This is a genomic window from Ancylobacter sp. TW_SC_1, assembly GCF_056836805.1.
The window spans coordinates 876,590-901,383 of the sequence record NZ_CM166365.1 but is presented as its reverse complement, the minus strand read 5'-3'; the positions used below and the strand labels follow the sequence as shown (position 1 = coordinate 901,383).

Genomic DNA, 24,794 nt, shown 5'->3' with positions numbered 1-24,794 from the left:
GGACGTAAGCCGCCGCACCTGCACCCCTCGGCAGGAGGCTAGGAGCCGCATGTAAGCGCCTTGGCGGCGCCAAGGGGGCGGCAATGTAATTTTTTGTAAACCCCGCGCGGTTGCCCGCGCATCGCCGGCCGGAGCGGCTATGATCGTGCCGGGCGACGCAACGGGTCGTCTCGTAGCGGGAATGCACGGGGCGCGGTGATGAACGAAATGGTGCGCAGTCAGCGCATCCTCATGGTCGACGACGACCGCCGGATGTGCGGGTTCCTCACCAAATTCCTGGTGCGCGAGGGCTATTGCGCGGAATTCGCGCTGGATGGCCTGTCGATGCGGCACGCGCTCAAGGCCGCCCGCTTCGACCTCATCATCCTCGACCTGACCTTCCCGAACGGCGAGGACGGGCTCTCGCTGGCGCGCACGGTCCGTGCCGGGTCGGACACGCCGCTGCTGGTGCTGTCCGCCAAATGCGAGACCATCGACAAGATCATCTGCCTGGAAATCGGCGCGGACGACTATGTGACGAAGCCGTTCGAGCCGCGCGAGCTGCTCGCCCGCATCCGCGCCATCCTGCGCCGGGCCTATGGCGAGCGCCGCCCCCCGCCCGAGCGGGAAGCGGAGGCCTCCGCCAACCGCCTCGAATTCGGCGGCTGGCGGCTCGATCTCGACCGCCGCGAGCTGAGGCGGCCCGACGCGTCCATCCTCGCGCTCACCAGCCACGAATTCCGCCTGCTGGTCGCGCTGGCGCAGCGCCCCGGGCGCGTGCTCACCCGCGACCAGATCCTCGACCTGGTCGCCAACCGGCAATGGGCGCCGTTCGACCGCAGCATCGACGTGCTGGTCGGCAAGCTGCGGCGCAAGCTCGACGACGGCGGCGGCGACCGGCTGATCAAGACGGTGCGCGGCGAGGGCTACGTCTTCACCCCGCCGCTACGGCCCGGCACCGAAGTCCGGCACTGAAGCTGGTTCGGGCACGGCTCCGCTACGGCTCTTCCGCCCTTTCCTGCGGCCCGGCGAGGAAGGCCGGCAGCAGCAGCGTCACGCGCGTGCCGAGTCCGGGCTCGCTCTCGACGATCAGGTTGCCTCCGCTCTGGCGCGCGAAGCCGTAGACGGTGGCGAGGCCGAGACCGCTGCCGCTCTCCGACGGCTTGGTCGAGAAGAAGGGATGCAGCGCCCGCTCGGCCATGTCCGGCGCCATGCCGCAGCCATCGTCCTCGACGACGACGCGCGCATAGGCCCCCGGCCGCATGTCATCCACCAGCAGCGCGGCGCCCGCGCCAAGGGCAAGCGGGTCCACCGCAATGCGGATCCGCCCCTGCCCCGCCAGCGCGTCGCGCGCATTGAGCGCGAGATTGAGCAGGCTGACCTCGAACTGATGCGCGTCGACATAGGCATGACAGGGCATGTCGGGCAGGCACAGTTCCAGCGCCACGCCCTCGCCGAGGGCGCGCCGGAAATTGCGTGCCGCCTGCGCCACGGCGGCGCCGAGATCGAGCCGGCGCGGCAGCAGCGGCTGCGCCCGGCCGACCGCGAGCAGCCGGCGGTTGGCCTCGATCCCCTCCTCCACCGCGCTCAGCGCGTCCTCCACCAGCTCGCGCAGGATGGCGAGGTCGCCCTCGCGCCCCCGCGCCACCTCCTCCTGCAGCAGCCGCAGATTTCCGCCGACCACGGCCAGCAGGTTGTTGAAGTCGTGCGCGATGCCGGCGGACAGCCGGCCGACCGCTTCCATGCGCCGGCTGTGGCGCAGCATCTCCTCCGCCTCCGCCCGCTCGCGCACGAGGCGCTGCCGGTCGAAGCAGCGCTCCAGCGTGGCGAGCAGGTCGTCCGGCTCGAACGGCTTGCAGACATAGTCGTAAATGCCGGCTTGCAGCGCCTTGATCGCCGTCTGCACCGAGGCATAGGCGGTCACCATCACCACCAGCAGCTCCGGCTTGAGCCGGCGCAGCTGCGTGGCGAGCTGCACCCCGTCCTCACGTCCGAGACGGATGTCGACCAGCGCGACGTCGACCGGACCGACCGCCGCCAGCGCGCCCGCGCCGTCATGCGCGACGGCGACGTCGTAGCCCTCGATCGCCAGGAAGCGCGCGAGGCTGGCGGCGAAGTCGTGATCGTCGTCGACGATCAGCAGCCGGCGCGGCGGGGCGGCGCGCAGCGGGGGATCATGCGGCATCGGCGAGCTCCGAAGGACCGGCCGGCAGGCGGATGTCGACGCTGGTGCCCTCCTCGGGCCAGGAGACGACGGAGACGCTCCCGCCGTGCCGCTCGACGATGCGCCGCACCAACGCGAGGCCGAGCCCGAGGCCGAACGGCTTGGTGCTGAACAGCGGCTCGAACAGCCGGGCCTTGACCTCCTCGCTCATGCCGACGCCGTTGTCCTTCACGGTGATGCGCACCGTGTCGCCCTGGCAGGCGGTGGAGATCACCACCCGCCCGGCCGGCCGCGCCGAGGAGCGCTCCATGATCGCCTGCATGGCATTCTGCACCACGTTGACCAGCACCTGCCGCAGCCTCTCGCCATCGGCCTCGATCATGCGGTCGCAGCCCAGCTCCAGCGCCAGATCGACGGCCGACAGGGCCCGCAGGTCGGCGGCCTGCTCGACGATCCAGGCGTCGAGGGCGAGCGGCACCATGGTGACGTTCGGCCGCCGGGAGAATTCCAGCAGGTCCTCGATGATGCGCACGCAGCGGCGCACATTGCGCTGGATGCGGTCCAGCTCGTCCTGCTCGGGATTGCCGTCGAGCTTGCCGGTGCGCTGGAGAACCGCCACCGAGGTCATCAGCGTGCCGAGCGGGTTGCGCAGTTCGTGGCTCACCGTCGCGGTGAGCTGGCCGATGGCGGCGAGGCGTTCGCTGCGGGTCAGCTCCTCGCGCGTCTCGTGCAGCTTTTCCAGCGAACCGACGAGGTTGCGCTGGGCGAGTTCCCGGCTCTCATTGCCGAGCACGATCCACCAGGCGCTGATCGCCAGCAGCGGCAGCATGGCGAGGAAGACCCGCAGCAACAGCGCGCCATTGTCGAGATGCGGCGTCTCCGCCCCCGGCTCGATCAGGCGGTAGGTGAGCAGGAACAGCGCCGCGGTGACGACCGAGAGCGCGATCAGCACGCCGCCGACCTTGAGCAGGCGCTGCGGCATGTGCGGCGCGATGCGCCGGGTGATGCCCGCGCCGAGATAGCGCGAGCGCGAGGTCTCGAGGTCCTGGTTGGATTTCTTGCAGGCGTCGTGGCAATGCGCGTCGAGGCTGCAGCAGAGCGAGCAGATCGGCCGCTCGTAGAAGCTGCAATAGGCCATGTCGTCCCGCTCATAGCCGTGGTCGCAGATCTCGCAGCGTATGACCGGACCGGTGTCCTTGCCGAAGGCGGCGACCGGCGGCCGGGCGAGATAGTAGCGCCCGCGCGTCGCGACGCCGATCAGCGTCGCCGCGACGAAGGCGAGCACGAAGGACAACGGCGCCGAATAGGCCTGCGCGACATGGCCGAACGCGCCGGTGAAGGCGGTGACGGAGACCAGCGAGCCGAAGGCCATCGCTCCGCATCCGACCGGGTTGAAGTCGCGCAGATGCGCGCGCTTGAACTCGATGAAGCTCGGGCTGACCTTCAGCGGCTTCAGCACCCAGAGATCGGCGACGATGGCGCCGACCCACGCCATGGCGATGTTCGAATAGACCGCGAGCACGACCTCCAGCGTGTCGAAGATGCCGAGCAGCATCAGCAGCAGCGAGATCAGGATGTTGAAGATCAGCCAGACCACCCGGCCCGGATGGTAGTGCGTCATGCGCGAGAAGAAGTTCGACCAGGCCAGCGAGCCGGCATAGGCGTTGGTGACGTTGATCTTCACCTGCGACAGCAGCACGAACAGCGTTGCGCAGAACAGCACCAGGGCGGGGGCCTCGAACACGTATTCATAGGCGACGAGATACATGTGGATCGGTTCGAGCGCCGTCTGCCGCGGCAGGCCGCTGGACAGGACCAGTACCGCCAGCAGGCCGCCGGCGAGGATCTTCAGCCCGCCGACGATGATCCAGCCCGGACCGGCCATGACCACGGCGGTCCACCAGGCGAAGCGATTGGAATGCGTCTTCTCCGGCAGGAAGCGCAGATAGTCGGCCTGCTCGCCGATCTGCACCACCAGCGAGCACATCATGCTCACCGCCGCCCCGAAGGCCAGCGCGTCGAAGCCCGGCGTGCCGGTGTCGAGCCCGGCGAAGCGCGTCCACGCCGCGATGTCCTCGGGCGACTTCACCGCGATCATCACGAAAGGCACGATCATCATCGCCAGCCAGAGCGGCTGCGTCAGCATCTGCAGCCGGGAGATCATGGTGATGCCCATGACAGTCACCGGGATGATCACCAGCGAGGAAATGATGTAGCCCAGCACCAGCGGGATGTCGGCGTAGAGCTTCAGCGCCTGCGCCATGATCGCGCCTTCCAGCGCGAAGAAGATGAAGGTGAAGCTGGCATAGATCAGCGAGGTGATCGTCGAGCCGATATAGCCGAAGCCCGCCCCGCGGGTCAGCAGGTCGAGGTCGATGCCGTATTTGCTGGAATAATAGGCGATGGGCAGGCTGGTGACGAAGATGAACAGCGACACCACCAGGATCGCCAGCCCGGCATTGACGAAGCCGTAGCTCAGCGTGATCGAGCCGCCGATCGTCTCCAGCGCAAGAAAGGAAATGCCGCCCAGCGCCGTGTTGGCGATGACGAAGGGCGACCAGCGGCGGAACGAGCGCGCCGTGTAGCGCAGCGAATAGTCTTCGAGCGTCTCGTTCGCGATCCATGAATGATAGGAGCGCAGAGCGGGCAGTTCAGGCGTTTCCACGGGCTGTTGACCTTGTTTTCGGCAAGGCTAGTGGATCGCGGCGCACGGGGCCAGCGCATCTTCCCGCCCGGCGCGATCGCGGCCGGGAGGGACACAACATCGGAAAACCCGAAGCAAGAACTCAATAGAATTTATTATGTAGATACGGCCAATCACCTACACTCCTCGCCACAGCACAAGGTGAAACCAGAGGCCGGACCGGCGCGTGCCTGATCTGGAGGAGTGTCATGTTCGACGGCTGCCCGACCTTCCCGCGGCGAGTGTGACGACGTGTCAGCGGCTCCACTCTCCTCGGTCGATCGCGATCTCTTCGTCAGCGCCATGAGCGGCGCGGTGACGGGCGTGCATGTGGTGACGACGGAAGGCCCGGCCGGCCGCTACGGCATCACGGTCAGCGCCGTCACCTCGGTCTCGGCGGACCCGCCCATGGTGCTCGCCTGCGTCAACCGCCGCAGCCCGGCGGCGGCGGCGGCCCGCGCCAACGGCGTCTTCGCGGTCAATCTGCTGGCAACGCACCAGACCACGGTTTCCGACACTTTCGCCGGACGGATCGCCAATGGCGCGCCGTTCGATTTCGGCTGCGCCGAGTGGCAGGCCGGGCCGACCGGCTGCCGGCTGCTGTCCGACGCGGTGGCGACCTTCGACTGCACGCTGGAAAGCGCCCACGAAGCCGGCAGCCATGTCGTGCTCATCGGCCGCGTCGTGCACGCGACCGGCGCCGACCACACGCCGCTGGCGCACAACCGGCGCAGCTACTGCACGACGTCACGCATACCGGCCCAGAGTTGAGGCGCCCGCGCGCCCGCCGACGCCAGACACATCAGGAAAAGTGAGCGACACATGATCAGGACGGGCAATCAGTATCGGGACTCGCTGCGCGACGGCCGGCGCATCTGGATCAATGGCGAGCGCGTGAACGACGTCACCACGCATCCGATGTTCAAGCCGCTCGTCGACATCCGCGCGCGCATCTACGACATGGCGCACGAGGCCAAGTATCGCGACGTCATGACCTATGAGGAAGGCGGCGAGCGCTACGCCATCGGCCTCAAGCTGCCCTACACGCAGCAGGACTGGCACGACAAGCGCCGCGCCACCGACACCGTGCTGGAAGAGGTGAAGGGCATCGTCACCCGCGTCGGCGACGAGACGGTCGGCGAGATGTGGTCGCTGTTCGACGGCCAGGACGTGCTCAACGAGGTCGACCCGCGCTTCTCCGCCAACATCAAGCGCCACATCGACCTCGTCATCAAGAACGACCCGTTCCACGTCTCCGCCAATACCGACCCGAAGGGCGACCGCTCCAAGCGTCCGCAGGATCAGGATCCCGACATGCTGCTGCATGTCGTCAAGGAGACCGATGCCGGCATCATCGTGCGCGGCGCCAAGTACGAGACCGCCGCCGCCTACGCCAACCAGGCCTTCACCAAGCCGACCATCGCCAATTGGGGCGACGAGAAGCTCTCCGAATACGCCGTCGGCTTCGTGTGCGACTTCGGCTCGCCGAACCTACGGTTCATCTCCCGCACCGGCTTCGCCGGCCGCGCCCCGGCCGAGGACTACCCGCTCTCGAACCGCTTCGACGAGGTCGACACGCTGGTCATCTATGACGACGTGCTGATCCCGTGGGAGAATGTGCTGTTCTACCAGCACACCCGCGCGGCCGCCTTCATCCGCGCCACGCTGCACCGCTACTCGGCCTTCGCCTTCGTCCAGCGCAATCTCAAGCTCGCCGACATGATGATCGGCGCGGCGCTGTGGAACGTGCGCCAGACCGGCCTCGAAAAGCAGCAGGCGGTGCAGGAGAAGCTGGCGCAGCTCGCCTGCTACCGCGAGGGCATCAACGCCCACCTGACCGCCGCCATCGCCACCGCCGAGAAGAGCCCGGCGGGGCTGCTGATGCCGAACCAGTCGCTGCTGCTGACCGGCCGCGTGCTCGCCTGCTCGCAGCTGCACGAGATGATGCATCTGGCGCGCGAGCTCTGCGGCGGCCAGATCTGCGTCACCCCGGACGCCGCCGCCTTCCGCGACCCGGAAGCCGGCAAGTGGCTCAACAAGTACTACACGCTGAACGACGAATGGCAGGCCGAGGATCGCCGCAAGCTGCTCGCCTTCGCGCGCGACCTGCTGAACTCGGACTATGCCGGCCACCGCCTGACCTTCCAGCTCTTCGCGCAGTCGCCGCCCTTCGCCCATCTCGCGGCGGTGTACCGGAACTTCGACTGGGACGACGCGCTGCGCTTCACCAAGGAATCGGCGGGCCTGTCGGACCGCGTCTACGGCGTGCGCGCCGCGGCCGAGTAGTCCCCCATCCCGCGCGGAACGGTGCCGGGCCCCGTCCGGCACCGCCGCCATTTGTCCCCCGCCCATCGCCACACGAAAGCCGGCCGCCATGGTTCACACGCGTCTCCGCCCGTTCAACACCCAGAAGACCTATCCCGAGCAGAAGCTGAACAACGACCTGTCGCAGGGCGTGGTCGCGCGCGGCACCATGGTGTTCCTGCGCGGGCAGGTGTCGCAGGATCTCGACAGCCGCGAGAGCCTGCATGTCGGCGATGCCGGCGCGCAGACGGCGAAGGCGATGGCCAACATCAAGCTGCTGCTCGAAGAGGCGGGCAGCGAGATGGGCCATATCTGCCGCATCGTCGTCTACCTCACCGACATCCGCTACCGCGAGGCGGTCTATCAGGAGATGGGCAAGTGGATGGCGGGCGTGTTCCCCTGCTCCACCGGCCTCGTCGTGCCGGCGCTCGCCCGCCCCGAATGGGTGGTCGAGATCGAGGTCACCGCCGTCATCCCCGACGCCGCCTGAGCGAGCCGACATGACCTTCTCGATCTCCGCGCGCTGCGCGCGCACCGGCATGTTCGGCATCGCCGTCTCCTCGTCCTCGCCCTGCGTGGCCGCCCGCTGCGCCCATGCGCGGGCCGGCATCGGGGCGGTGGCGACGCAGAACATCACCGACCCGACGCTCGGGCCGCGCGGGCTCGACCTCATGGCCTCCGGCCTGTCGGCGCCGGAGGCGCTGGCCGCGCTGCGGGCGCAGGCGACCCACATCGACTATCGCCAGCTCGCCCTGATCGACCGCGAGGGCCGCACCGCCGGCTTCTCCGGCGCCAGGACGCTCGGCACGCACCGCGTCGCGGAAGGCGCCGGCGTCATCGCCGCCGGCAACCTGCTCGCCTCGCCGGACGTGCCGGACGCCATGGTCACCGCTTTCCTGGCAGAAGCCGCGCACCCGCTCGGCGACCGGCTGATCGCCGCCATGAAGGCGGCGCTCGACGCCGGCGGCGAGGAAGGCCCGGTGCATTCGGTCGGCATGCTGCTCGTCGACGCGGTGGCCTGGCCGGTCGCCGACCTGCGGATCGACTGGCACGAGACCGATCCCATCGGCGCGCTGGACGCGCTGTGGCAGCTCTGGAAGCCGCAGATGCAGGCCTATGTCACCCGCGCGCTCGACCCGTCCGCCGCCCCGTCCTACGGCGTGCCCGGCGATAGCTGAGGTGAACCCGTCGGGGGCTCGAGGCGCGCCCGCGCCGGCGCGTCGCTTGACCGCCCCCGGCAGGTGTCCGATCCTGCCGCCGTCCGGAAATGCGGATCGGTGGGCGCGGCGCTCGTCGCCCCGCAGGCATCCGGGCAGATCATGATCGTCACAGCCGGCCCGCAGTCCTTCGCGATGCGCTTCACGCTCAGGCAACTGGCCTATTTCGTCGCGGCGGGCGAGACCGGGAGCGTCACGCTCGCCTCCGAACGCGTGAACATCTCGCAGCCTTCCGTCTCCGCGGCGATCTCGCAGTTGGAGACCGAGTTCGGCATTCAGCTCTTCGTGCGCCACCACGCGCAGGGCCTGTCGCTGACGGTCGCCGGCGAGCGCTTCCTGCAGGCCGCCAAGGCGCTGCTGCGGCAGGCCGACGAATTGCACAACGTCGCCGACGAAGTGGCCAGCGCGGTGGCCGGGCCGCTGCAGGTCGGCTCGTTCCGCACCCTGTCGCCGCTGCTGATACCGGGGCTGTGCCGCAGCTTCCTCGACCGCTTCCCCCGGGTCCAGCTGACCGTCATCGAAGGCGACGAGGCCTCGCTTCTGGTCAACCTGCGCCGGGCGGAGATCAGCGTGGCGCTGACCTATGTCCTCAACGTCACGCCCGACCTCGATTTCGAGCCGCTGGCGCAGCTGCCGACCTACATCGTCCTGCCGGCCGACCACCCGATGGCGAGCCGGCATAGCATCGCCCTGCGCGAGATCGCGCATGAGCCGTTCATCCTGCTCGACATGCCGCTCAGCCGCGAATATTTCGCCTCGCTGTTCCTGCGCGAGGATCTGCAGCCCAACATCGTCGCCCGCTCGGACTATCCGGAAACGGTCCGCTCCTATGTCGCCAGCGGCTTCGGCTTCTCGCTGCTGACGGCCCGGCCGATGAACAAGGCGGCGCTGAACGGCCGCCCGCTCGCCTATGTGCGGCTGGAGGGGAATTACGAGCCGATGGTGCTCGGCATCGCGACGCTGAAGGGGTTGCGCAAGACCCGTACCGCGCAGGAATTCGAGGAGCATTGCCGGGCGCTCATCTCGACCGACAGCCTGCCGGGCACCGCCCCCTGGGAAGACTGAAACTCAGGCGGCGAGTTCGTCGACGAGTTGCGCCAGCATGGCATCGCAGCGGGCGAGCTGGTCGCGGCTCACATATTCGTCCGGCTTGTGCGCGTCGCGGATGTCGCCGGGGCCGCAGATCACGGTCGGAATGCCGAGCCGCTCGCGAAACAGGCCGCCCTCGGTGCCGAAGGCGATCTTGCGCAGCGGCCCCGCGCCGTTCAGGCGGCGCACCATCGACACGATCTGCGCTTCCCGTGCGGTCTCCAGGCCGGGATAGGCATTGACGATCTCGACCTCGACCCCGGCCTGGGGAAAACGGGTCCTCGCTTCATGCGTCAGCGCCGCCGCCCGGTCGAACAGACGGTCGAGCAGAGGCCCGGGCGCGTCGGTCGGCAGGTTGCGGATCTCGAAGTCGAGCGTGCAGGCGTTGGGCACGATGTTCAGCGCCGTGCCGCCGCGTATCGTGCCGACATGCACCGTGGTGAACGGCACGGCATAGGCCTCGTCCCGGCCGCCGGCGGCGAGCTCGTCCTGCAGCCCGCGCATCGCGCCGATCATGTCGGTCGCCAGATAAATGGCGTTGAGCCCCTCCGGCGCGTGGCTGGAATGGCACTCCCTGCCACGGCAGGTGACGCGGCCGGCCACCTTGCCCTTATGGGCGATGACCGTCTCCAGCAGGGTCGGCTCGCCGATGATGCAGAAGGCCGGCAGGTTCTCGGTACCCGCCAGCCGGTCGATCAGTCCGCGCACGCCGACGCAGCCGATTTCCTCGTCATAGCTGAACGCCATGTGCAGCGGACGGGCCAGGCGCCGCGTCGCCGCCTGCTCGGCCGCCGCCAGCACGCAGGCCAGGAAGCCCTTCATGTCGCACGTCCCGCGCCCCAGCAGCCGGTCGCCGCGCGCGGTCAGGCGGAACGGATCGGTACTCCACGCCTGCCCCTCCACCGGCACCACATCGCTATGGCCGGAAAGCAGTACCCCGCCGGGGCCCTCCGGCCCGAGCACCGCGTAAAGATTGGCCTTGGTGCCGGCCTCGTTGTGCACCAGCGTCAGGCGCGCGCCGAGCGGCTCGAGCACGCCGCGCACGAACGCGATCAGGTCGAGATTGGAGTCCCGGCTGACGGTGGGAAAAGCGATGAGCCGCTCCAGCAGCTCAATGGAGCGCGACGAGGTCATTCTGGACCGGTGATATCCAGTGCGAGGGAGTGGGGCGCGCGCAGGGACGCGACCGGGCGGTCCGGCCGGAATGTCGTGTGTGCGCCACGGATGGCGAGGGTACCGGCGCCGATGGCGGCGTCGGTCGCCATGTCGACGAGCCGCGCCCGATAGGCCCCGTCGGGCAGCCGAAGCACGCCCTCCGGCCAGTCGAGACCCAATCCCGCCGGCCGGCGGGTGACGCCGACATCGACGCGCCAGGGCGCGCCGAGCACCTCGTTCGCGCCGGCGACGTCGCCGGCCCGCAGCAGTTCGCGCACCAGCGAGGAGGAGCACGCCAGCTCCTGCTGCCGCACGGGGGCGACCGGCGACACGGCGAAACCGTGCTCCGCCGCCATGGCCCGCAGCAGCGCGACATCGCCGCGGCGGCGGTGACCGAAGCGGAAATCCTCGCCGACCACGAGATGGGCGACCCGTAGCCGCGCCACCAGCAGATGCTCGACGAAGGCCTCGGCGCTCTGGTCGGCGAAAGCCCGGTCGAAGCGCGGCCCGAAGACGAAGGAGAAGCCGCCGCGCGCGAACAGGTGCTGCTTCATGCGCGGCGTCGAGAGCCGGAACGGCGCCAGATCCGGGTTGAAGAACTGGCGCGGATGCGGCTCCACCGACATCACCGACAGCGGCGCGGCGCCCGCCAGCCGGCGCGCCTGCGCCAGCAGCGCGCGATGGCCGCGGTGGAAGCCGTCGAAATTGCCGAGCAGCATGACGCTGCCGGCCAGCTCGTCCGCGATCCTCTGCGTGCCGTCGACGACGAAGGCCGGCGCGCGCCACGACGCCCGGGGCGCTCCCCGCGGGGGCGCCGGCTCCAGCCCGGCCATCGTCGCGCATGCCTGTCTCATGATCCAAACATGAGGTCCGGCCCACCTTCAGGAAAACAGTAATTTATGAGACTTCGCATCGGAAAAACCTAAGCGGCGCCTGATCCATCCGCGTCACCGACGGCGCGCCCCCGGTGCTCGCCGGACGCCCCACCCCGCGCGGCCCGCCGACCACGCGGCGAACCTCGGCTTTTCCGCAGCACTGCTTCGAAAAAATTAAGTTTTCAGAACCAAACGGGCGCTGCACAGTTTGGCGGCGCGCGAATTTTGGAGGCACTTTCGGATTCCGATGCGTGCGCCGCACACAACCCCGCAAGCGACTGAAGTGGGCCAGCATGCCGACAAGTACGCCCACCCCGCTGGTAGTCTTCTCGGACGTCCACAAGACGTATGACGGTCGCGTCTTCGTCGCCAGCAACCTGAATTTCGAGATCCGCGACGGCGAGTTCCTGTCGCTCCTGGGCCCCTCCGGGTCCGGTAAGACGACGACGCTGATGATGCTGGCGGGCTTCGAGGCGCCCAGCAACGGCACCATCCTGCTCGGCACCCGGCGCCTCAACGACCTGCCGCCGCATAAGCGCGACATCGGCATGGTGTTCCAGAACTACGCGCTGTTCCCGCATATGAGCGTGGCGGAGAACATCGCCTTCCCGCTGTCGGTGCGCGGCATGTCGCGTGCCGAGCAGAAGGAGCGTGTGGCGCGCGCGCTCGGCATGATCGAGCTGTCGCATGTCGCCGAGCGCAAGCCGGCGCAGCTCTCGGGCGGCCAGCAGCAGCGCGTCGCGCTCGCCCGCGCCCTGGTGTTCGAGCCGCGGCTGGTGCTGATGGACGAGCCGCTCGGCGCGCTCGACAAGAACCTGCGCGAGACCATGCAGTACGAGATCAAGCGCCTGCACGACCGGCTCGGCGTCACCATCGTCTACGTCACCCATGACCAGTCCGAAGCCCTCACCATGTCGGACCGCGTGGCGGTGTTCCACCACGGCCGGATCCAGCAGATCGCGACGCCGAAGGAACTCTACGAGGATCCGGCCAACAGTTTCGTCGCCAATTTCATCGGCGAGAACAACGGCTTGGCCGGCCGGGTGACGCGGATCGGCAACGGCTATGCCAGCTTCGCCGTGGCCCCGGGCGTCGAGGTGTGCGGGCGCGTCGGGCCGGGCGTCGCCGTCGGCGACGAGGCGGTGCTCGCGCTGCGCCCGGAGAATGTGACGTTCGATCACGACGGCGCCGGCGAGGGCCGCAACCGCCTCACCGGGGTGATCGACGAGGTCATCTATTGCGGCGACCACTGGCGCCTGCATCTGGCCGTCGCCGGCTGCGGCGGCTTCATCATGCGCGTGCCGAACCGCACGGCGCTGGCGCCGCCCGAATCCGGCCAGTCGGTCGCCATCTCCTGGAGCTTCGATGATTGCAAGATCATCGCAAACGAAGGCGGCTGAATCGCCGCCGACCCAACTAATTATAAAATCTTTCAGAGGGTACAACGATGCATATGGACGTTAAGAAGGCCGGTCGGGCCTTGCTGCTGGCTGTCGGCTGCCTCGGTCTCGCAGCTCCGGCGTCGGCTGCCGATTCGATGACTGTCGTCACCTTTGGCGGCGCGTTCGAGAACGCGGTCGACAAGGCGTTCTTCGGGCCCTTCACCGCCAAGACCGGCGTCGAGATCGTCAAGGAGCAGTATGATGGCGGTCTCGCCAAGCTGCGCGGCATGGTCGAGGCGAAGAACACCACCTGGGACGTGATCGACCTCGAATCGAACGATGCCATCGCCGGCTGCGACGAGGGCCTGCTGCAGAAGCTCGATCCCAAGCTGCTCGGCGACCTGAACGACTACATCCCCGGCGCCGTGCTGCCCTGCGCCGTCGCCTCGATGGTGTGGTCGACCGTCTATGCCTACGACACGACCCGCCTCACCACGCCGCCGACCACCATGGCGGACTTCTTCGACCTCGCGAAGTTCCCGGGCAAGCGCGGCCTGCGCAAGAGCCCGAAGGGCGCGCTGGAATGGGCGCTGATCGCCGACGGCGTCCCCGTCGCCGAGGTCTACAAGGTGCTCGGCACGCCGGCAGGCGCCGATCGCGCCTTCAAGAAGCTCTCGTCGATCAAGAACGACATCGTGTGGTGGGAGGCCGGCGCGCAGCCGCCGCAGCTCCTCGCCGACGGCGCGGTGGTCATGACCATGGCCTATAATGGCCGCATCCGTGTCGCCCAGCTCGAAGCCAAGCGCCCCTTCGCCATCGTGTGGGACGGCCAGGTCTACGATTACGAGTGGTGGGGCATTCCGACCGGCGCCAAGAAGGAAAAGGCGGCCAAGGAATTCATCGCCTACGCCTCGCAGGCGGACAACATCTGGAAGCTCTCGAACTTCATCCCCTACGCCCCGCCGCGCAAGTCGGCGGTGGGCAAGGTCGATCCGGCGGTGCTGCCGCATCTGCCGACCGCGCCGGAGAACTTCAAGAACGGCCTGCAGATCGACGCCGAGTTCTGGGCGGACAATTACGACAGCCTGAACAATCGCTTCCTCACCTGGCTCAGCCAGTGAGCGGACATCCCCGTTAGCACCCCCCGCAAGCCCTGGCGGGGATGTTCAGGCTGTCGGCGGTGTCCACACACCCCGCCGACGGCCTTCGGTTGCAAACTGAGGATCGGCGCGTGACCATCGCTGACATGGAGAGAATTCCGCTGGACCATGTGCGGACACAGGGCGTCGACCTGCAGGCCGGTTACCGCGCCGCACGTCGGCGCGAGGCGCTGCGCGCCTTCCTGCTCGCGGTCCCGCTGCTGGTCTTTCTCTCGGCCACCTTCATCTATCCCATCGCCAAGCTGCTGATGATGAGCGTGCGCAGCGACGAGGTGGCCTCGGTCCTGCCGGGCACCGCCGCCGCGCTGGCGCAATGGCCCGGCCCGCCGGGCCTTCCGCCGCCGGAGGCGTTCGACCGGCTCGCCGGGGATCTGCGCCACGCCTCCGAACAGGGCACGCTGGCCACCGCCGGACGCCGGCTCAACACCTATGAGCCGGGATTCCGCAGCCTTTTGCTGAAGAGCGCCCGCCGCCTCACCCCGGCCTCGGACCGACCCTCCGGCGAGGTCCTGCCGGAGATCGACCCGCGCTGGGGCGATGCAGAGACGTGGCGGCTGCTGAAGCGGGCGTCGAGCGGCTACACGCCCGACTTCCTTCTGCTCGCGCTCGACCGGCAGGTCGACACCAGCGGCGCGGTCGCTCCGGTCGACCCCTCGCAGGCCATCTATGTCGACGCGTTCCTGCGCACCTTCGCCATCAGCGCCTCGGTCACCCTGATCTGCCTGATCCTGGGCTACCCCGTCGCCTATCTGCTGGCCGCCCTGCCCACCCGCCACAGCAACCTCCTGATGCTGCTGGTGATCGTGCCGTTCTGGACCTCGCTGCTGGTGCGCACCACCGCTTGGTACGTGCTGCTGCAGCCCAATGGCGTGGTCAATTCGCTGCTCAAAGGCAGCGGCCTGATCGACGCGCCCATCGGGCTGATGTTCAACCGCACGGGCGTGCTGATCGGCATGACGCACATTCTCCTGCCCTTCATGATTCTGGCCAATTACGCGGTGATGCGCGGCATCTCGCCGGTCTATCAGCGCGCGGCGGTGTCGCTCGGCGCGCATCCCGCCATCGCCTTCCTCCGGGTCTACGTGCCGCAGACCCTGCCGGGCATCGGCACCGGCACCTTCCTCGTCTTCGTCCTAGCGCTCGGCTACTACATCACGCCGGCGCTGCTGGGCGGGGCGGGCGACGAGATGATCAGCCAGCTCGTGGCGCTGCAGATGGACCGCCAGCTCAACTGGGGCCTCGCCGGCGCCCTGTCGGTCTATCTCGTGGTGTTCACGCTGGCGGTCTATTTCGTCTTCAACAAGCTGGTCGGCATCGACCGGCTGCGGCTCGGCTGAGCGAGGGAGGCGCGGATGAGCGTCAACGCAACCACCGTCCTGTCGGAACGCATCGCCCGGCGGGCGCTATGGCTCTTCACCGGCCTCGTTCTCGTCTTCCTGATCGCGCCGGTGCTGATCGTCATTCCGCTGTCCTTCAACGACAGCACCTATTTCTCCTACCCGATGACCGGCTTCACCCTCGGCTGGTACAATACCATCTTCGCCTCGCCCGAATGGCGCGCCACCATCCTCAACAGCTTCCTCATCGGGCTGTCGTCGACCGCCATCGCGACCATACTCGGCACCCTCGCCGCCATGGGCATCAGCCGGCCGGCCTTCCCGCTGCGCGGGCTCGTGGTGCCGCTGCTGATCTCACCGATGATCATCCCGATCGTCATCGTCGCAGTCAGCCTCTACCTGGTCTTCGCCCCGCTCGGGCTCATCAACACCCATCTTGGCGTGGTCCTCGCCCATGCCGCGCTCGGCACGCCCTTCGTGGTCATCACCGTCACCGCCCGGTTGATGGCTTATGATCAAAGCCTGTCGCGGGCGGCGGCGAATCTCGGCGCCTCGCCCTGGACCTCGTTCCGGCGGGTGATGCTGCCGCAGATCCTGCCCGGGGTGGCGACCGGCGGCGTGTTCGCCTTCGCCACCTCCTTCGACGAGGTGGTGGTGATCCTGTTCATCGGCGGCACCGAGCAGAGAACCATCCCGCGCCAGATGTGGGCGGGCATACGCGACCAGATCAACCCGACCATCCTGGCCATGGCCGGGCTGCTGACGATCTTCGCGGTGGTGCTGATCCTGACGCTGAACTGGCTGCAGGGCCGCAACGCCGCCCGCAAGGCGGCGTGACGCGGCGCGATGTGAAGGGGCGCGATGTGAAGGGGCGGACGACCGCCCTCAGCTCCGCAGCAGGCCGGCGAGATCGGCGCCGTCGGCGATCATCGCCGGCGCGGGGCTGATGCCGGCGGCGATCAGGCGGCGGGCGAGCATGTAGGCGGCCGGGTCGTTGATGGCATCGACGGCGAGAAGGTTTCCCGCGCGCAGATACCAGTGCGAGCGCGCGCCGGCCCGCCGGCCGGGCCGCTCGACGATGGTGTCGTGCCCCTCGCCCAGGCCGACGATCTGCAGCTTGGTGTCGTACTGGTCCGACCAGAACCACGGCAGCGGCCGGTACGGCGCCGGCTGGCCGAGCAGCGTCTGCGCCGCCGCCGTGCCCTGATCCGCCGCGTTCTGCACCGATTCGAGCCGGCGCCGCCCGCCGTCATGCGGGAAGCTGGCGCAGTCGCCGGCGGCGAGGATGGCGGGATCGCTGGTGCGGCAGAATTCATCCACGAGAATGCCGTCGTCGGTGGCGAGGCCCGCCGCGGCGGCCAGCTCCTGATTGGGCTGGGCGCCGATGCCGGCGACGACGAGGTCGACCTCGATCTCGCTGCCGTCGCTGAGATGCGCGGCCCGCACCCGGCCGTCGCCGGACAGCGTGACGAGGCCGGTGGCTTCGCGGATGTCGACGTCGCGCGCGGCGTGCAGCGCGCGCATGTGATCGGCCGTGGCGGCACAGGCGACGCGCCCGAGCAGGCGCGGGCCGGCCTCGACCAGCGTCACGTCGAGCCCGCGCTGGCGGGCGGCGGCCGCGACCTCCAGCCCGACATAGCCGCCGCCAACGACCAGCAAGCGGCGCGCAGCGGCGAGTTCGACCTTCAGCCGCTCGGCGTCGGCGAGGCTGCGCAGCGTGCGGACGCCGTCGAGGCTCCCGCCGATATCGGCAGGAAGGGCGCGCGCGCGGGTGCCGGTGCACAGCAGCAGCGCCTCATAGGAAAGGTGGGTGCCGTCGTCGAGACGGACGCGCCCGGCCTTGCGGTCGACCGCCTCGGCACGGCGCCCGAGGCGCAGCTCGACGCCGGCGAACCAGTCGCGCGGGCGCAGCGCCAGCGTCTCAGCCGTCGCCTCCTCGCCGAGCAGGCAGGTCTTGGATAATGGCGGACGCCGGTACGGCAGATGCGGCTCGTCGCCGACCAGCGTGATCGGGCGGGCGGGATCGGCGGCCCGCAGCGCGGCGATGGCGGAGAGCGCCGCCTGCCCGGCGCCGACGACGACGAGAGGCCCGCGCACGCTCATTCCCCCGGCACGTGAAGGACGAGCCCGTCCAGCTCGTCGCGGGCGAGGATCTGGCAGCTCAGCCGGCTGGCGGGCTGGCGCCCGCCCTCGATCATGTCGAGCATGTCCTCTTCCAGCGCCCCGGGCTGGCCGAGGCGCTGGGCCCAGTCGCCCTCGGGCACCACATGGCAGGTGGCGCAGGCCAGCGCCCCGCCGCAATCGCCGTGGATGCCGTCGACGCCATGGGCGCGCGCGCCCTCCATGAGGTTCTGGCCGGCGGCGACCTCGCCGGCGACGACGCGGCCATCGGGGCCTTTCCAGATGATGCGGGGCATGGCGAATATCCTGAACGGGAAGACGGCACGCCGACCCGAGCGCCCGGGCACGGCCCGGGCGTGGCGTCGGTTGCGGAGTGTCGGGCGAGTGGAAGGAGGGGCGCCGTACCGTCGACGCCTCAGACCTGCGCGATATCCGGCTGCATGGCGGGCGCGACGGCGTCGGTGCGGCGGGCGAGGTAGCGGTAGAAATCCCAGATCGTGCCCTCGTAGTCGCGCGGCGCCAGCGGGCCCGAGGGAGCATGGCGCGAGGTCAGCGCGAGCTGCATCTTCTCCAGCTTCTCGCGGTCCTCGCGATTGACCTCGTGCCAGAGGGCGATGCGCTGCTCAAGCTCGTCCTGCGTCAGCTCGTCTGCATAGGTCGAGAGCGTCCAGCGCACGCGGATGCGGTCGACCTCCAGCGGCTGGATCGAGAGCGAGACCAGCAGCGTCGCCGCCTGGCTGGCGAGCTGGGTGGGGAAGAGGCAGAACAGCGTCGAGCGCCGGCGCTCCTCCTCGGTCAGCCCCGGCGCGCCATTGCCGCGCGCGGCCGCCGTCTCGGGGTAATTGGCGCAATAGGAGGTGAAGGCGTCATCCGCCATGGATTTGCGGCTGAGCCCGGTCGGCGTGTAGGGGTGCAGCGTCTCGGGATGGACGACGGAGAGGTGGTAGGCCTCCATGAAGTTCTCGACGAGGCACTTCCAGTTGGTCTTCCACTCCTCCTCGAAGCTGCGCACGATCCGCATATTGGCGGTATCGTAGTGCTTGAGCAGGTGTTCGAGCTGGCCGAGGCGCGGCGCCAGCGGCGCGGCATCGTCGTCGAGATTGGCGTAGATGAAGCCGTTCCAGATCTCGCTGCGGAAGCGGGGAAGGCTGCAGTTCTTCTCGGTCACGCCCTTGTCGCGCATGCGCGGGGCGTTCACCAGCTCGCCGGCGCGCCCATAGCTCCAGGCATGGTAGGCGCAGACGAAGCGACGGGTGGAGCCGGCCTTCTCCGCCAGCGGCATGCCGCGATGACGGCAGAGGTTTGAGAGCACGCGGATCGCCCCGTCATCGCCGCGCACCACCAGCAGCGGCTCACCGAACAGATGCGCGGTGAAATAGTCGCCCGCCTTCGGAATCTCGTCGGCGCGGCCGAGGCAGTGCCAGTCGCGCGACAGATAGGTGTCGACCTCGTAACGGAAATAGTCCGGGTCGGTATAGAAGCGCCCCGGCAGCGACTGCGCCGCGTGCTCGGGCAGCGCCGCGACGTCGCGCAGCGTGGCGTTCATGTTGGCGATCGTGGCGAGGCTGGACATGGGCGCTCCCGTCACTCGGCGGCCAGGGCGAAGGAGCGGTCGAAGCCGGCGGCGCGCTCGGCGATGTAATGCATGAAATCGTAGATCGGCCGCTCGAGATAGGACAGGTGGCCGGCGCGCGCGCGGTCCGCCTTCAGCCCGCGGTACACCTTCTCGGTGCAGCCGCGATCCTCTTCGTTCACCTCGTCGAGCAGCCCCTTGAGCGTGGCGATGTACTCATCGGCCCTTGGATCGGCCATGAACTCCGGCGACAGGCCGCCGCCGAACAGCAGCGACACCTGGCCGGTGCCCTTCGGGTGCAGCGACAGATACCAGAAATAGCCCGGCGTCAGGGTGATGAGGTGGCTCGGATAGAGGGACAGCAGCGCCGTGGTCTTGCGCCAGCGCCCCTCCAGCCTCGTATTGGTGGGATGGGCGTTGCCGATCGGCAGCGACGCCTCCTTGGTGATCCAGTGATAGTTGAAGGCGGCGAGGCCCGGCGGGCACTCCATCTCCTCCAGCTTGGAATGGCCGCCCACCGTATCGGCGTGGCACACCGGCAGGTGGTAGCTCTCCATGAAATTCTCCGCGAGCACCTTCCAGTTGGTGTCCCAGACATGGGCCTCGCGGAAGCACTCGACATAGTTCTCCATCTGGTAGGGCGCGATCATCGCTTCCAGCGCGCCCAGGCTCTCCTTCACGCTGGGCCGCTCATCGTCGAGCGTGACGTAGATCCAGCCGAGCCACTCCTCGCTGCGGATGGACGGCAGCGCGTAGTCCTCTTTGCAGAAGCCCGTGGTCTCGGTCATGAACGGCGCGCCGCGCAGCTTGCCGTCGAGGCCGTAGGTCCAGGCATGATAGGGGCACACGATGGTGCGCCGGTTGCCCGTCCCCTCCAGCAGGGTCGACATGCGGTGCAGGCAGACATTGGAGAACGCCCGGATCTCGCCCTCGCGGTCGCGCAGCACCACGACCGGCTGGCCGGCGAGGTCGTAGGTCAGGTAGTCGCCGGGATTGGCCAGCGAGCTCGCCCGCCCGACGCAGATCCATTCGCGCGAGAAGATGGTCTCCAGTTCGCGGGCAAGGAAATCCGGGCTGGTGTAGACGCTCGGCGGCATCGCCCGGGCGTCCTCGAAGGGAAGGCTGGCAGCGGCAAGCAGCTCGGCGGCGGGCTGAGCGAGGGACATGCGGATATCCTGTCTTCCAAAAAGGCGCGAGAGCGCGCCGGCAAACGGCTTGCCCGGCGCCTTGGACATCAGACTGGACCAATCCTAAGATAAGGAAAAACTCAATTATCCGAGCTTTGAATTAGGCAAATTATGGTTCGTTACACGCTTCGCCAGCTCACCTATTTCCGCGCGGTCGCCGCGCATGGCGGCATCGCCCAGGCGGCGCGTTCGCTGAACATCTCCCAGCCCTCCATCTCGCAGGCGTTGCAGAAGCTGGAGGACGCGACGGAGCTGACCCTGTTCGAGCGCCACCACGCGCGCGGGCTGACGCTCACGCTGCAGGGGCGCGTCTTCCTCCAGCATGTCGCCGCGCTCGAGCGCAACGCCGAGCAGGTCGAGCGCGAGGCGCGCGCGCTGGCCTCCGAGACCGCCGGCGAGATCCGGCTCGGCGTATTCTGGACGCTCGCCCCCTTCTACGCCGTCGACCTCATCCGCGGCTTCGCGCGGGAGGCGCCGGGCGTCATCATCCGCCAGAAGGAGATGGCGCTGACCGAACTCGCCGAGGCGGTGCGCGAGGGGGAGATCGACCTCGCCCTGACCTATGATCGCGGCGCCGATCTGTCCGAGCTCACCCTCGCCGCGATGACGGCGCTCAAGCCGATGGTCGTGCTGGCGGCGGACCATCCGCTGGCGTCGCGGCGCTCCGTCCGGCTGAGCGAACTCGCCCACGAGCCCTATGTGATGCTCGACGGTCCCGGCAGCCGCACCTATTTCGAGGAATTGCTGGCGGAAGGCGGCATCAGCCCGCCGGTGTCCTATGTCTCGACCTCGCTGGAGGCCGTGCGCAGCGCGGTGGCCGCCGGCTTCGGCTTCACCCTGCTGGTCATGCGCCCGCCTTCCGCCGCCACCTATGACGGACGCAGGGTCAAGACGCTGCGGATCGAGGGGCCGGTGCGCCCGCTGGGCATCGTGCTCGCCTCGCGCTACGGCGCCCATCGCGGGCTGCTGCACCGCTTCACCGAACACGCCGCCGGCTATTTCGCGCGCGCCGCCACCCGCGAGGCGCCCTGAAGCGGCGCGCCGCCGGGCGTCCGTCGCGCCGGAAGGCTAGGCGGACGCCGTCGGACCGGCCGCCAGCTCCTTCAGCTTCTTCTTCAGCGCCTTCGTCTCCTCGAAGCGGGCGGTCACGTCGCGGATGGTCGCGACCATGCCGGAGACCCGCCCGTCGGCGCCCGTGAGGAGGACGATGGTGAACTCCAGCGAGTTGCGCGTGCCGTCCTTGCGCAGGCCGGGAACGGCGAGCATGTCGCCGGCACCGTAGCGGCTTTGCCCCGAGGCGACCGTCTCGCGATAGCCGTCCCAGTGGCGCTGCCGGAAGGGCTCGGGAATGATGATGTCGAGCGATTGGCCCAACGCCTCCGCCTCCGTGAAGCCGAAGATGCGCTCGGCGCCGGCGTTCCACAGCACGATCGTGCCCTCGGCGTCGCTGGCGACGACGGCGTCGGCGGCGCTGTCCAGCAGCGCGTCGCCGATCTGCGCGCGCGTCAACCCGCCGATCAGCCGGGAATGGCGCGCCGCGACCGCCGCACCGGCCTGCGGCACCGGCGGGGCCGAGGCTCCCGCCTCGTCGAACAGGTCCTCGACCGGACCGAAGAATTCGTAGTGCAGCCGCTCCCTGGCAACGCCGCGCGCCACCAGGCCCGACACGATGTCGCGCAGGAAGCCCAGCGGCCCGCAGACGAAGAAATCAGCCTCGCCGAGCGGCGTATGCGTCGCCAGCCAGTCGACGGTGAGGCGGCCGGCGACGTCGAAGTCGCGCCCCGGCTCGTCCTGCTCGCGCGGGCGGGTGTAGAACGTCGTCGCCGTGATCGCGGGCGCCACGGCCGCGAGGCGGCGGACATGATCGCCGAAAGCGTGGGTTCCGCCATGCTGCGTGCAGTGAACGTACTGGATGGCGACGTCGGACGGATGGCGCGCAAATGCCTCGAGCATGGCGATCATCGGCGTCGCCCCGACGCCGGCGCTCACCATGACGATCGGTCGCTCCATCGGTTCGGGCAGGACGAAGCCGCCGCCCGGACCGGCGATGGCGAGCGTCGTGCCGGGCGCGGCGCTGTCGTGCAGCCAGGGCGAGACGGTGCCTGCGGCCTCCCGCTTTACCGAGATGCGATAGGTCGCGCCATCGGGCGCCGCAGAGAGGGTGAAGTTGCGCTTCTGCAGTCCGGCCCCGGGAATCTCCGCGAAGAGCGTCAGATGCTGGCCGGCGATATGGGCGGCAGGCGGATGGCCATCGGTGGGACGCAGGACGAAGGAAACGATCGTCTCGCTCTCGCGCCGTCGCTTGTCGACGACGAAGGGGCGCGTGCCGGACGGCGGGACGGAACCCGGAGCGATGGTCCCCGTGGTCGCGTCTGTCGACTTGGTCATGCTGGACTCCCGTTCATTCATGCATATGATATGCATGTTTAAGAACACTGGAAAGCCTCCAGAAAGATGGGCTCGGCACGATATGCGAGCGGACGGCGCTTGCACGCGCGCCGCGAAACCACGAGCCTCATCCATCCCACCCCACGCGATGCATTTGGAGTCGGCCTTGTCAGCCTTTGCACGCTTACGACTATTCCGTCCCATCCTCGCCGGCGCGACGCTTCGCAACCGGGCCCTGGCATGCCTCGGCGCCCTGGCCGGCATCGCCCTCTCGGCGCTTGTCGGCGGGTTCGTCGCCACGGATAACATCCACTTTCTGTGGATCGTTCCGCCGATGGGCGCATCCGCCGTGCTGCTTTTCGCGGTGCCGACAAGCCCCATGGCGCAGCCCTGGCCCACCATCGGCGGCAATGTGATCTCGGCCGCCATCGGCGTCCTCGTCGCCCATGTCCTACCGCTATCCGCCTTCTCGGCCGGGTTGGTGGTCGCCGGCGCCATCGGGGCGATGTCGCTGCTGCGCTGCCTGCATCCGCCGGGCGGCGCCGCCGCGCTGGTCGGCCTTTTCGCAGGCACGTCGTCGAGCCTGCTGTTCCCGTTCGTCCCGGTCGGCCTCAACGCGGTGGTGCTGGTCGCCAGCGCCTGGATCTATCACCGCCTGTCCGGCCATACCTATCCGCATGTCGCCGTCCCGCCGCAGGCCCGTCCTGGCGAGGCGCCGTGGACCTTCCGCCGGTCGGACGTGGCGGCGGCGCTGGAGGAGATCGACGAGACGTTCGACATCGCCGCGGAGGACCTCGAAGGGCTGCTGCACCAGATCGAGCGGCGCGCGCTGGCGCGGACCTATCACGAGCTGAAATGCGCCGACCTGATGACCTCCGGCGTCATCTCCGTGACGGAAGCCGCGTCACCCGAGCAGGCGCGCGCCCTTCTGGTGCAGCATGACGTCCGCCGCCTGGCCGTCCTCGACGCGCAGGGCCGCATCGCCGGCGCCATCGGCCTGCGCGAGCTTGTCCGGCCCGCCGTGGCGATACGCGAGATCATGACGCCGGCCGCCACCGCCGCGCCGCAGACGCCGGCGATCGGCCTGCTGGATCGCTATGCGCATGACCGCGTCCACGCGGTCTTCGTCGTCGACGAGGCGCGCCGGCCCGTCGGCGTCGTCACCGAGGCCGACTGGCTCGCCGTGCTCACGCGGGGACTGGCCTAGTTCGGCCGCCCCCCGGGACGCGGCGACGGCAAGGGCGGCGACGGTAGCGGCGGCGACGAGCGGGGCCCGTCCAGCGTCGGGAACAGTGCGAATTGCAGGCTCTGGGCGATGCGCGCGGCCCTGTCCTTCAGGGCGAACGCCGCCTCGGGGCTCGCCAGTTCGTCCGCCGTCTGGCCCCACAGGGCGAGCCAGCGCGCGAACAGCGCCGGCGAGATGCGGTCCCGGTGCTTCATGTGGGCCGGCACGGGCCGGCCCTTGTAGCGGCCGCTGGTCAGCATCACCGACGACCAGAAGGCCGCCAGCGTGTCGAGATGTTCCGGCCAGTCGTGGATGGCGTCGTCGAAGATCGGGCCGAGCTCGGCATCGGCGCGAATGCGGGCGTAGAACGCCTCGACCAGGCGCTTCAGCCCCGCCTCGTCGATTGGAAGTCTGGCCATCGCCTTCTCCAAAAGATGCATCTCGTGTACATCTATACGGCAGGTTCGAAACATTCAAATCCCGAAGTCTTCAAAGCCAACCCGTCGATTGTCTGGACACCGCGATGCGCCTCACGCGCTACACCGATTATGCGATCCGCGTGCTGCTCTTCCTCGGCTCGCAGCCCGACCGGCAGTGCTCCATCGCCGAGATCGCGCGCGCCTATGCCATCTCGCAGAACCATCTGATGAAGGTGGTCAACGATCTGGTGAATGCCGGCTACCTGCAGAGCGTGCGCGGGCGGTCCGGGGGCATCCGGCTGGCGCGCCCGCCCGGCGAGATCAACATCGGCGCGCTGGTCCGCCATACCGAGGACGATTTCGACCTCGCCGGCTGCGGCACCTGCATCATCGCGCCGGCCTGCGGCCTCACCTGCGTCCTCGACGAGGCTCTCGGCGCCTTCATGGCGGTGCTCGACCGCCACTCGCTGGCCGACGTGCTGAGCCGGCGCGGGGATTTCAGCCATCTGCTGAAAGCGTCCTGAACCCCTGAGGCG

23 protein-coding genes are annotated in these 24,794 nt (G+C 69.0%); 13 read left to right on the top strand and 10 right to left on the bottom strand.

The window, feature by feature from the left end; translation table 11 throughout:
• The first annotated feature begins 198 nt into the window (after positions 1-198).
• Entirely contained in the window at positions 199-954 is a 756-nt protein-coding gene (locus tag AC1PZ7_RS04220; protein ID WP_482358262.1) for a winged helix-turn-helix domain-containing protein, read from the top strand.
• Between the two features lie 22 nt (positions 955-976).
• Here the strand turns inward: AC1PZ7_RS04220 and AC1PZ7_RS04215 are convergent, their stop codons facing one another.
• Positions 977-2,164 carry a response regulator gene (locus AC1PZ7_RS04215; protein ID WP_482358261.1) on the bottom strand — a complete coding sequence of 396 codons (1,188 nt, stop codon included), beginning with the start codon at positions 2,162-2,164 and terminating at the stop codon, positions 977-979.
• Positions 2,154-4,808: an ATP-binding protein gene (locus tag AC1PZ7_RS04210; RefSeq protein ID WP_482358260.1), complete on the bottom strand. Its 2,655-nt coding sequence runs from the start codon at positions 4,806-4,808 to the stop codon at positions 2,154-2,156. The genes AC1PZ7_RS04215 and AC1PZ7_RS04210 overlap by 11 nt, the downstream gene beginning before the upstream one ends.
• A 270-nt stretch (positions 4,809-5,078) precedes the next feature.
• Here AC1PZ7_RS04210 and AC1PZ7_RS04205 point away from each other — a divergent pair, with 270 nt between their 5' ends.
• The 5 genes from AC1PZ7_RS04205 (at position 5,079) to AC1PZ7_RS04185 (ending at position 9,412) form a co-directional block, all read left to right on the top strand.
• On the top strand, positions 5,079-5,597 hold the full coding sequence (locus tag AC1PZ7_RS04205; protein ID WP_482358259.1) for a flavin reductase family protein: 519 nt from the start codon (positions 5,079-5,081) through the stop codon (positions 5,595-5,597).
• A gap of 51 nt (positions 5,598-5,648) precedes the next feature.
• On the top strand, positions 5,649-7,112 hold the full coding sequence (locus tag AC1PZ7_RS04200) for a 4-hydroxyphenylacetate 3-hydroxylase family protein (protein WP_482358258.1): 1,464 nt from the start codon (positions 5,649-5,651) through the stop codon (positions 7,110-7,112).
• 88 nt (positions 7,113-7,200) lie between these two features.
• Positions 7,201-7,620, top strand: coding sequence for a RidA family protein (locus AC1PZ7_RS04195; RefSeq protein ID WP_482358257.1), 420 nt, complete (start codon positions 7,201-7,203; stop codon positions 7,618-7,620).
• A 10-nt stretch (positions 7,621-7,630) separates the two neighbouring features.
• Positions 7,631-8,308: a DUF1028 domain-containing protein gene (locus tag AC1PZ7_RS04190; protein ID WP_482358256.1), complete on the top strand. Its 678-nt coding sequence runs from the start codon at positions 7,631-7,633 to the stop codon at positions 8,306-8,308.
• 99 nt (positions 8,309-8,407) lie between these two features.
• On the top strand, positions 8,408-9,412 hold the full coding sequence (locus tag AC1PZ7_RS04185; protein ID WP_482358255.1) for a LysR family transcriptional regulator: 1,005 nt from the start codon (positions 8,408-8,410) through the stop codon (positions 9,410-9,412).
• 3 nt (positions 9,413-9,415) lie between these two features.
• Here the strand turns inward: AC1PZ7_RS04185 and argE are convergent, their stop codons facing one another.
• Together argE and AC1PZ7_RS04175 are read right to left on the bottom strand one after the other, a co-directional pair.
• Entirely contained in the window at positions 9,416-10,570 is a 1,155-nt protein-coding gene (argE, locus tag AC1PZ7_RS04180) for an acetylornithine deacetylase (RefSeq protein WP_482358254.1), read from the bottom strand.
• Positions 10,567-11,445, bottom strand: coding sequence for an adenylyltransferase/cytidyltransferase family protein (locus AC1PZ7_RS04175; protein ID WP_482358253.1), 879 nt, complete (start codon positions 11,443-11,445; stop codon positions 10,567-10,569). The genes argE and AC1PZ7_RS04175 overlap by 4 nt, the downstream gene beginning before the upstream one ends.
• Positions 11,446-11,759: 314 nt before the next feature.
• Between AC1PZ7_RS04175 and AC1PZ7_RS04170 the strand changes: the two genes are divergently transcribed.
• The 4 genes from AC1PZ7_RS04170 (at position 11,760) to AC1PZ7_RS04155 (ending at position 16,182) form a co-directional block, all read left to right on the top strand.
• Positions 11,760-12,866, top strand: a complete 1,107-nt coding sequence (locus AC1PZ7_RS04170) for an ABC transporter ATP-binding protein (RefSeq protein WP_482358252.1) — start codon at positions 11,760-11,762, stop codon at positions 12,864-12,866.
• Between the two features lie 47 nt (positions 12,867-12,913).
• A complete protein-coding gene (locus AC1PZ7_RS04165) occupies positions 12,914-13,969 on the top strand; it encodes an ABC transporter substrate-binding protein (RefSeq protein ID WP_482358251.1) in 1,056 nt (351 codons plus the stop codon).
• Between the two features lie 110 nt (positions 13,970-14,079).
• Positions 14,080-15,345 (top strand): ABC transporter permease, encoded by a 1,266-nt coding sequence (locus AC1PZ7_RS04160; protein ID WP_482358250.1) that lies wholly within the window; start codon positions 14,080-14,082, stop codon positions 15,343-15,345.
• A gap of 15 nt (positions 15,346-15,360) precedes the next feature.
• Positions 15,361-16,182, top strand: coding sequence for an ABC transporter permease (locus tag AC1PZ7_RS04155; RefSeq protein ID WP_482358249.1), 822 nt, complete (start codon positions 15,361-15,363; stop codon positions 16,180-16,182).
• Positions 16,183-16,230: 48 nt separating this feature from the next.
• Here the strand turns inward: AC1PZ7_RS04155 and AC1PZ7_RS04150 are convergent, their stop codons facing one another.
• The 4 genes from AC1PZ7_RS04150 to AC1PZ7_RS04135 all read right to left on the bottom strand — a co-directional run bounded on the left by AC1PZ7_RS04150 (position 16,231) and on the right by AC1PZ7_RS04135 (position 20,205).
• On the bottom strand, positions 16,231-17,448 hold the full coding sequence (locus AC1PZ7_RS04150; RefSeq protein ID WP_482358248.1) for an NAD(P)/FAD-dependent oxidoreductase: 1,218 nt from the start codon (positions 17,446-17,448) through the stop codon (positions 16,231-16,233).
• Complete coding sequence (locus AC1PZ7_RS04145; protein WP_482358247.1) at positions 17,445-17,762, bottom strand: 2Fe-2S iron-sulfur cluster-binding protein; 318 nt, start codon at positions 17,760-17,762, stop codon at positions 17,445-17,447. The genes AC1PZ7_RS04150 and AC1PZ7_RS04145 overlap by 4 nt, the downstream gene beginning before the upstream one ends.
• Positions 17,763-17,881: 119 nt before the next feature.
• On the bottom strand, positions 17,882-19,039 hold the full coding sequence (locus AC1PZ7_RS04140; RefSeq protein ID WP_482358246.1) for an aromatic ring-hydroxylating oxygenase subunit alpha: 1,158 nt from the start codon (positions 19,037-19,039) through the stop codon (positions 17,882-17,884).
• An 11-nt stretch (positions 19,040-19,050) separates the two neighbouring features.
• Positions 19,051-20,205 (bottom strand): aromatic ring-hydroxylating oxygenase subunit alpha, encoded by a 1,155-nt coding sequence (locus AC1PZ7_RS04135; RefSeq protein WP_482358245.1) that lies wholly within the window; start codon positions 20,203-20,205, stop codon positions 19,051-19,053.
• A 132-nt stretch (positions 20,206-20,337) separates the two neighbouring features.
• Between AC1PZ7_RS04135 and AC1PZ7_RS04130 the strand changes: the two genes are divergently transcribed.
• A complete protein-coding gene (locus AC1PZ7_RS04130; RefSeq protein WP_482358244.1) occupies positions 20,338-21,258 on the top strand; it encodes a LysR family transcriptional regulator in 921 nt (306 codons plus the stop codon).
• Between the two features lie 36 nt (positions 21,259-21,294).
• On the opposite strand, the gene AC1PZ7_RS04125 is transcribed toward AC1PZ7_RS04130, so the two are convergent.
• Positions 21,295-22,614 (bottom strand): PAS domain S-box protein, encoded by a 1,320-nt coding sequence (locus tag AC1PZ7_RS04125; protein WP_482358243.1) that lies wholly within the window; start codon positions 22,612-22,614, stop codon positions 21,295-21,297.
• Positions 22,615-22,780: 166 nt separating this feature from the next.
• Between AC1PZ7_RS04125 and AC1PZ7_RS04120 the strand changes: the two genes are divergently transcribed.
• Complete coding sequence (locus tag AC1PZ7_RS04120) at positions 22,781-23,821, top strand: HPP family protein (RefSeq protein ID WP_482358242.1); 1,041 nt, start codon at positions 22,781-22,783, stop codon at positions 23,819-23,821.
• Here the strand turns inward: AC1PZ7_RS04120 and AC1PZ7_RS04115 are convergent.
• On the bottom strand, positions 23,818-24,258 hold the full coding sequence (locus AC1PZ7_RS04115; RefSeq protein WP_482358241.1) for a group III truncated hemoglobin: 441 nt from the start codon (positions 24,256-24,258) through the stop codon (positions 23,818-23,820). The two genes, AC1PZ7_RS04120 and AC1PZ7_RS04115, sit on opposite strands and share 4 nt — an antisense overlap.
• A 104-nt stretch (positions 24,259-24,362) precedes the next feature.
• Between AC1PZ7_RS04115 and AC1PZ7_RS04110 the strand changes: the two genes are divergently transcribed.
• Complete coding sequence (locus AC1PZ7_RS04110) at positions 24,363-24,782, top strand: RrF2 family transcriptional regulator (protein WP_482358240.1); 420 nt, start codon at positions 24,363-24,365, stop codon at positions 24,780-24,782.
• Positions 24,783-24,794 lie beyond the last annotated feature (12 nt).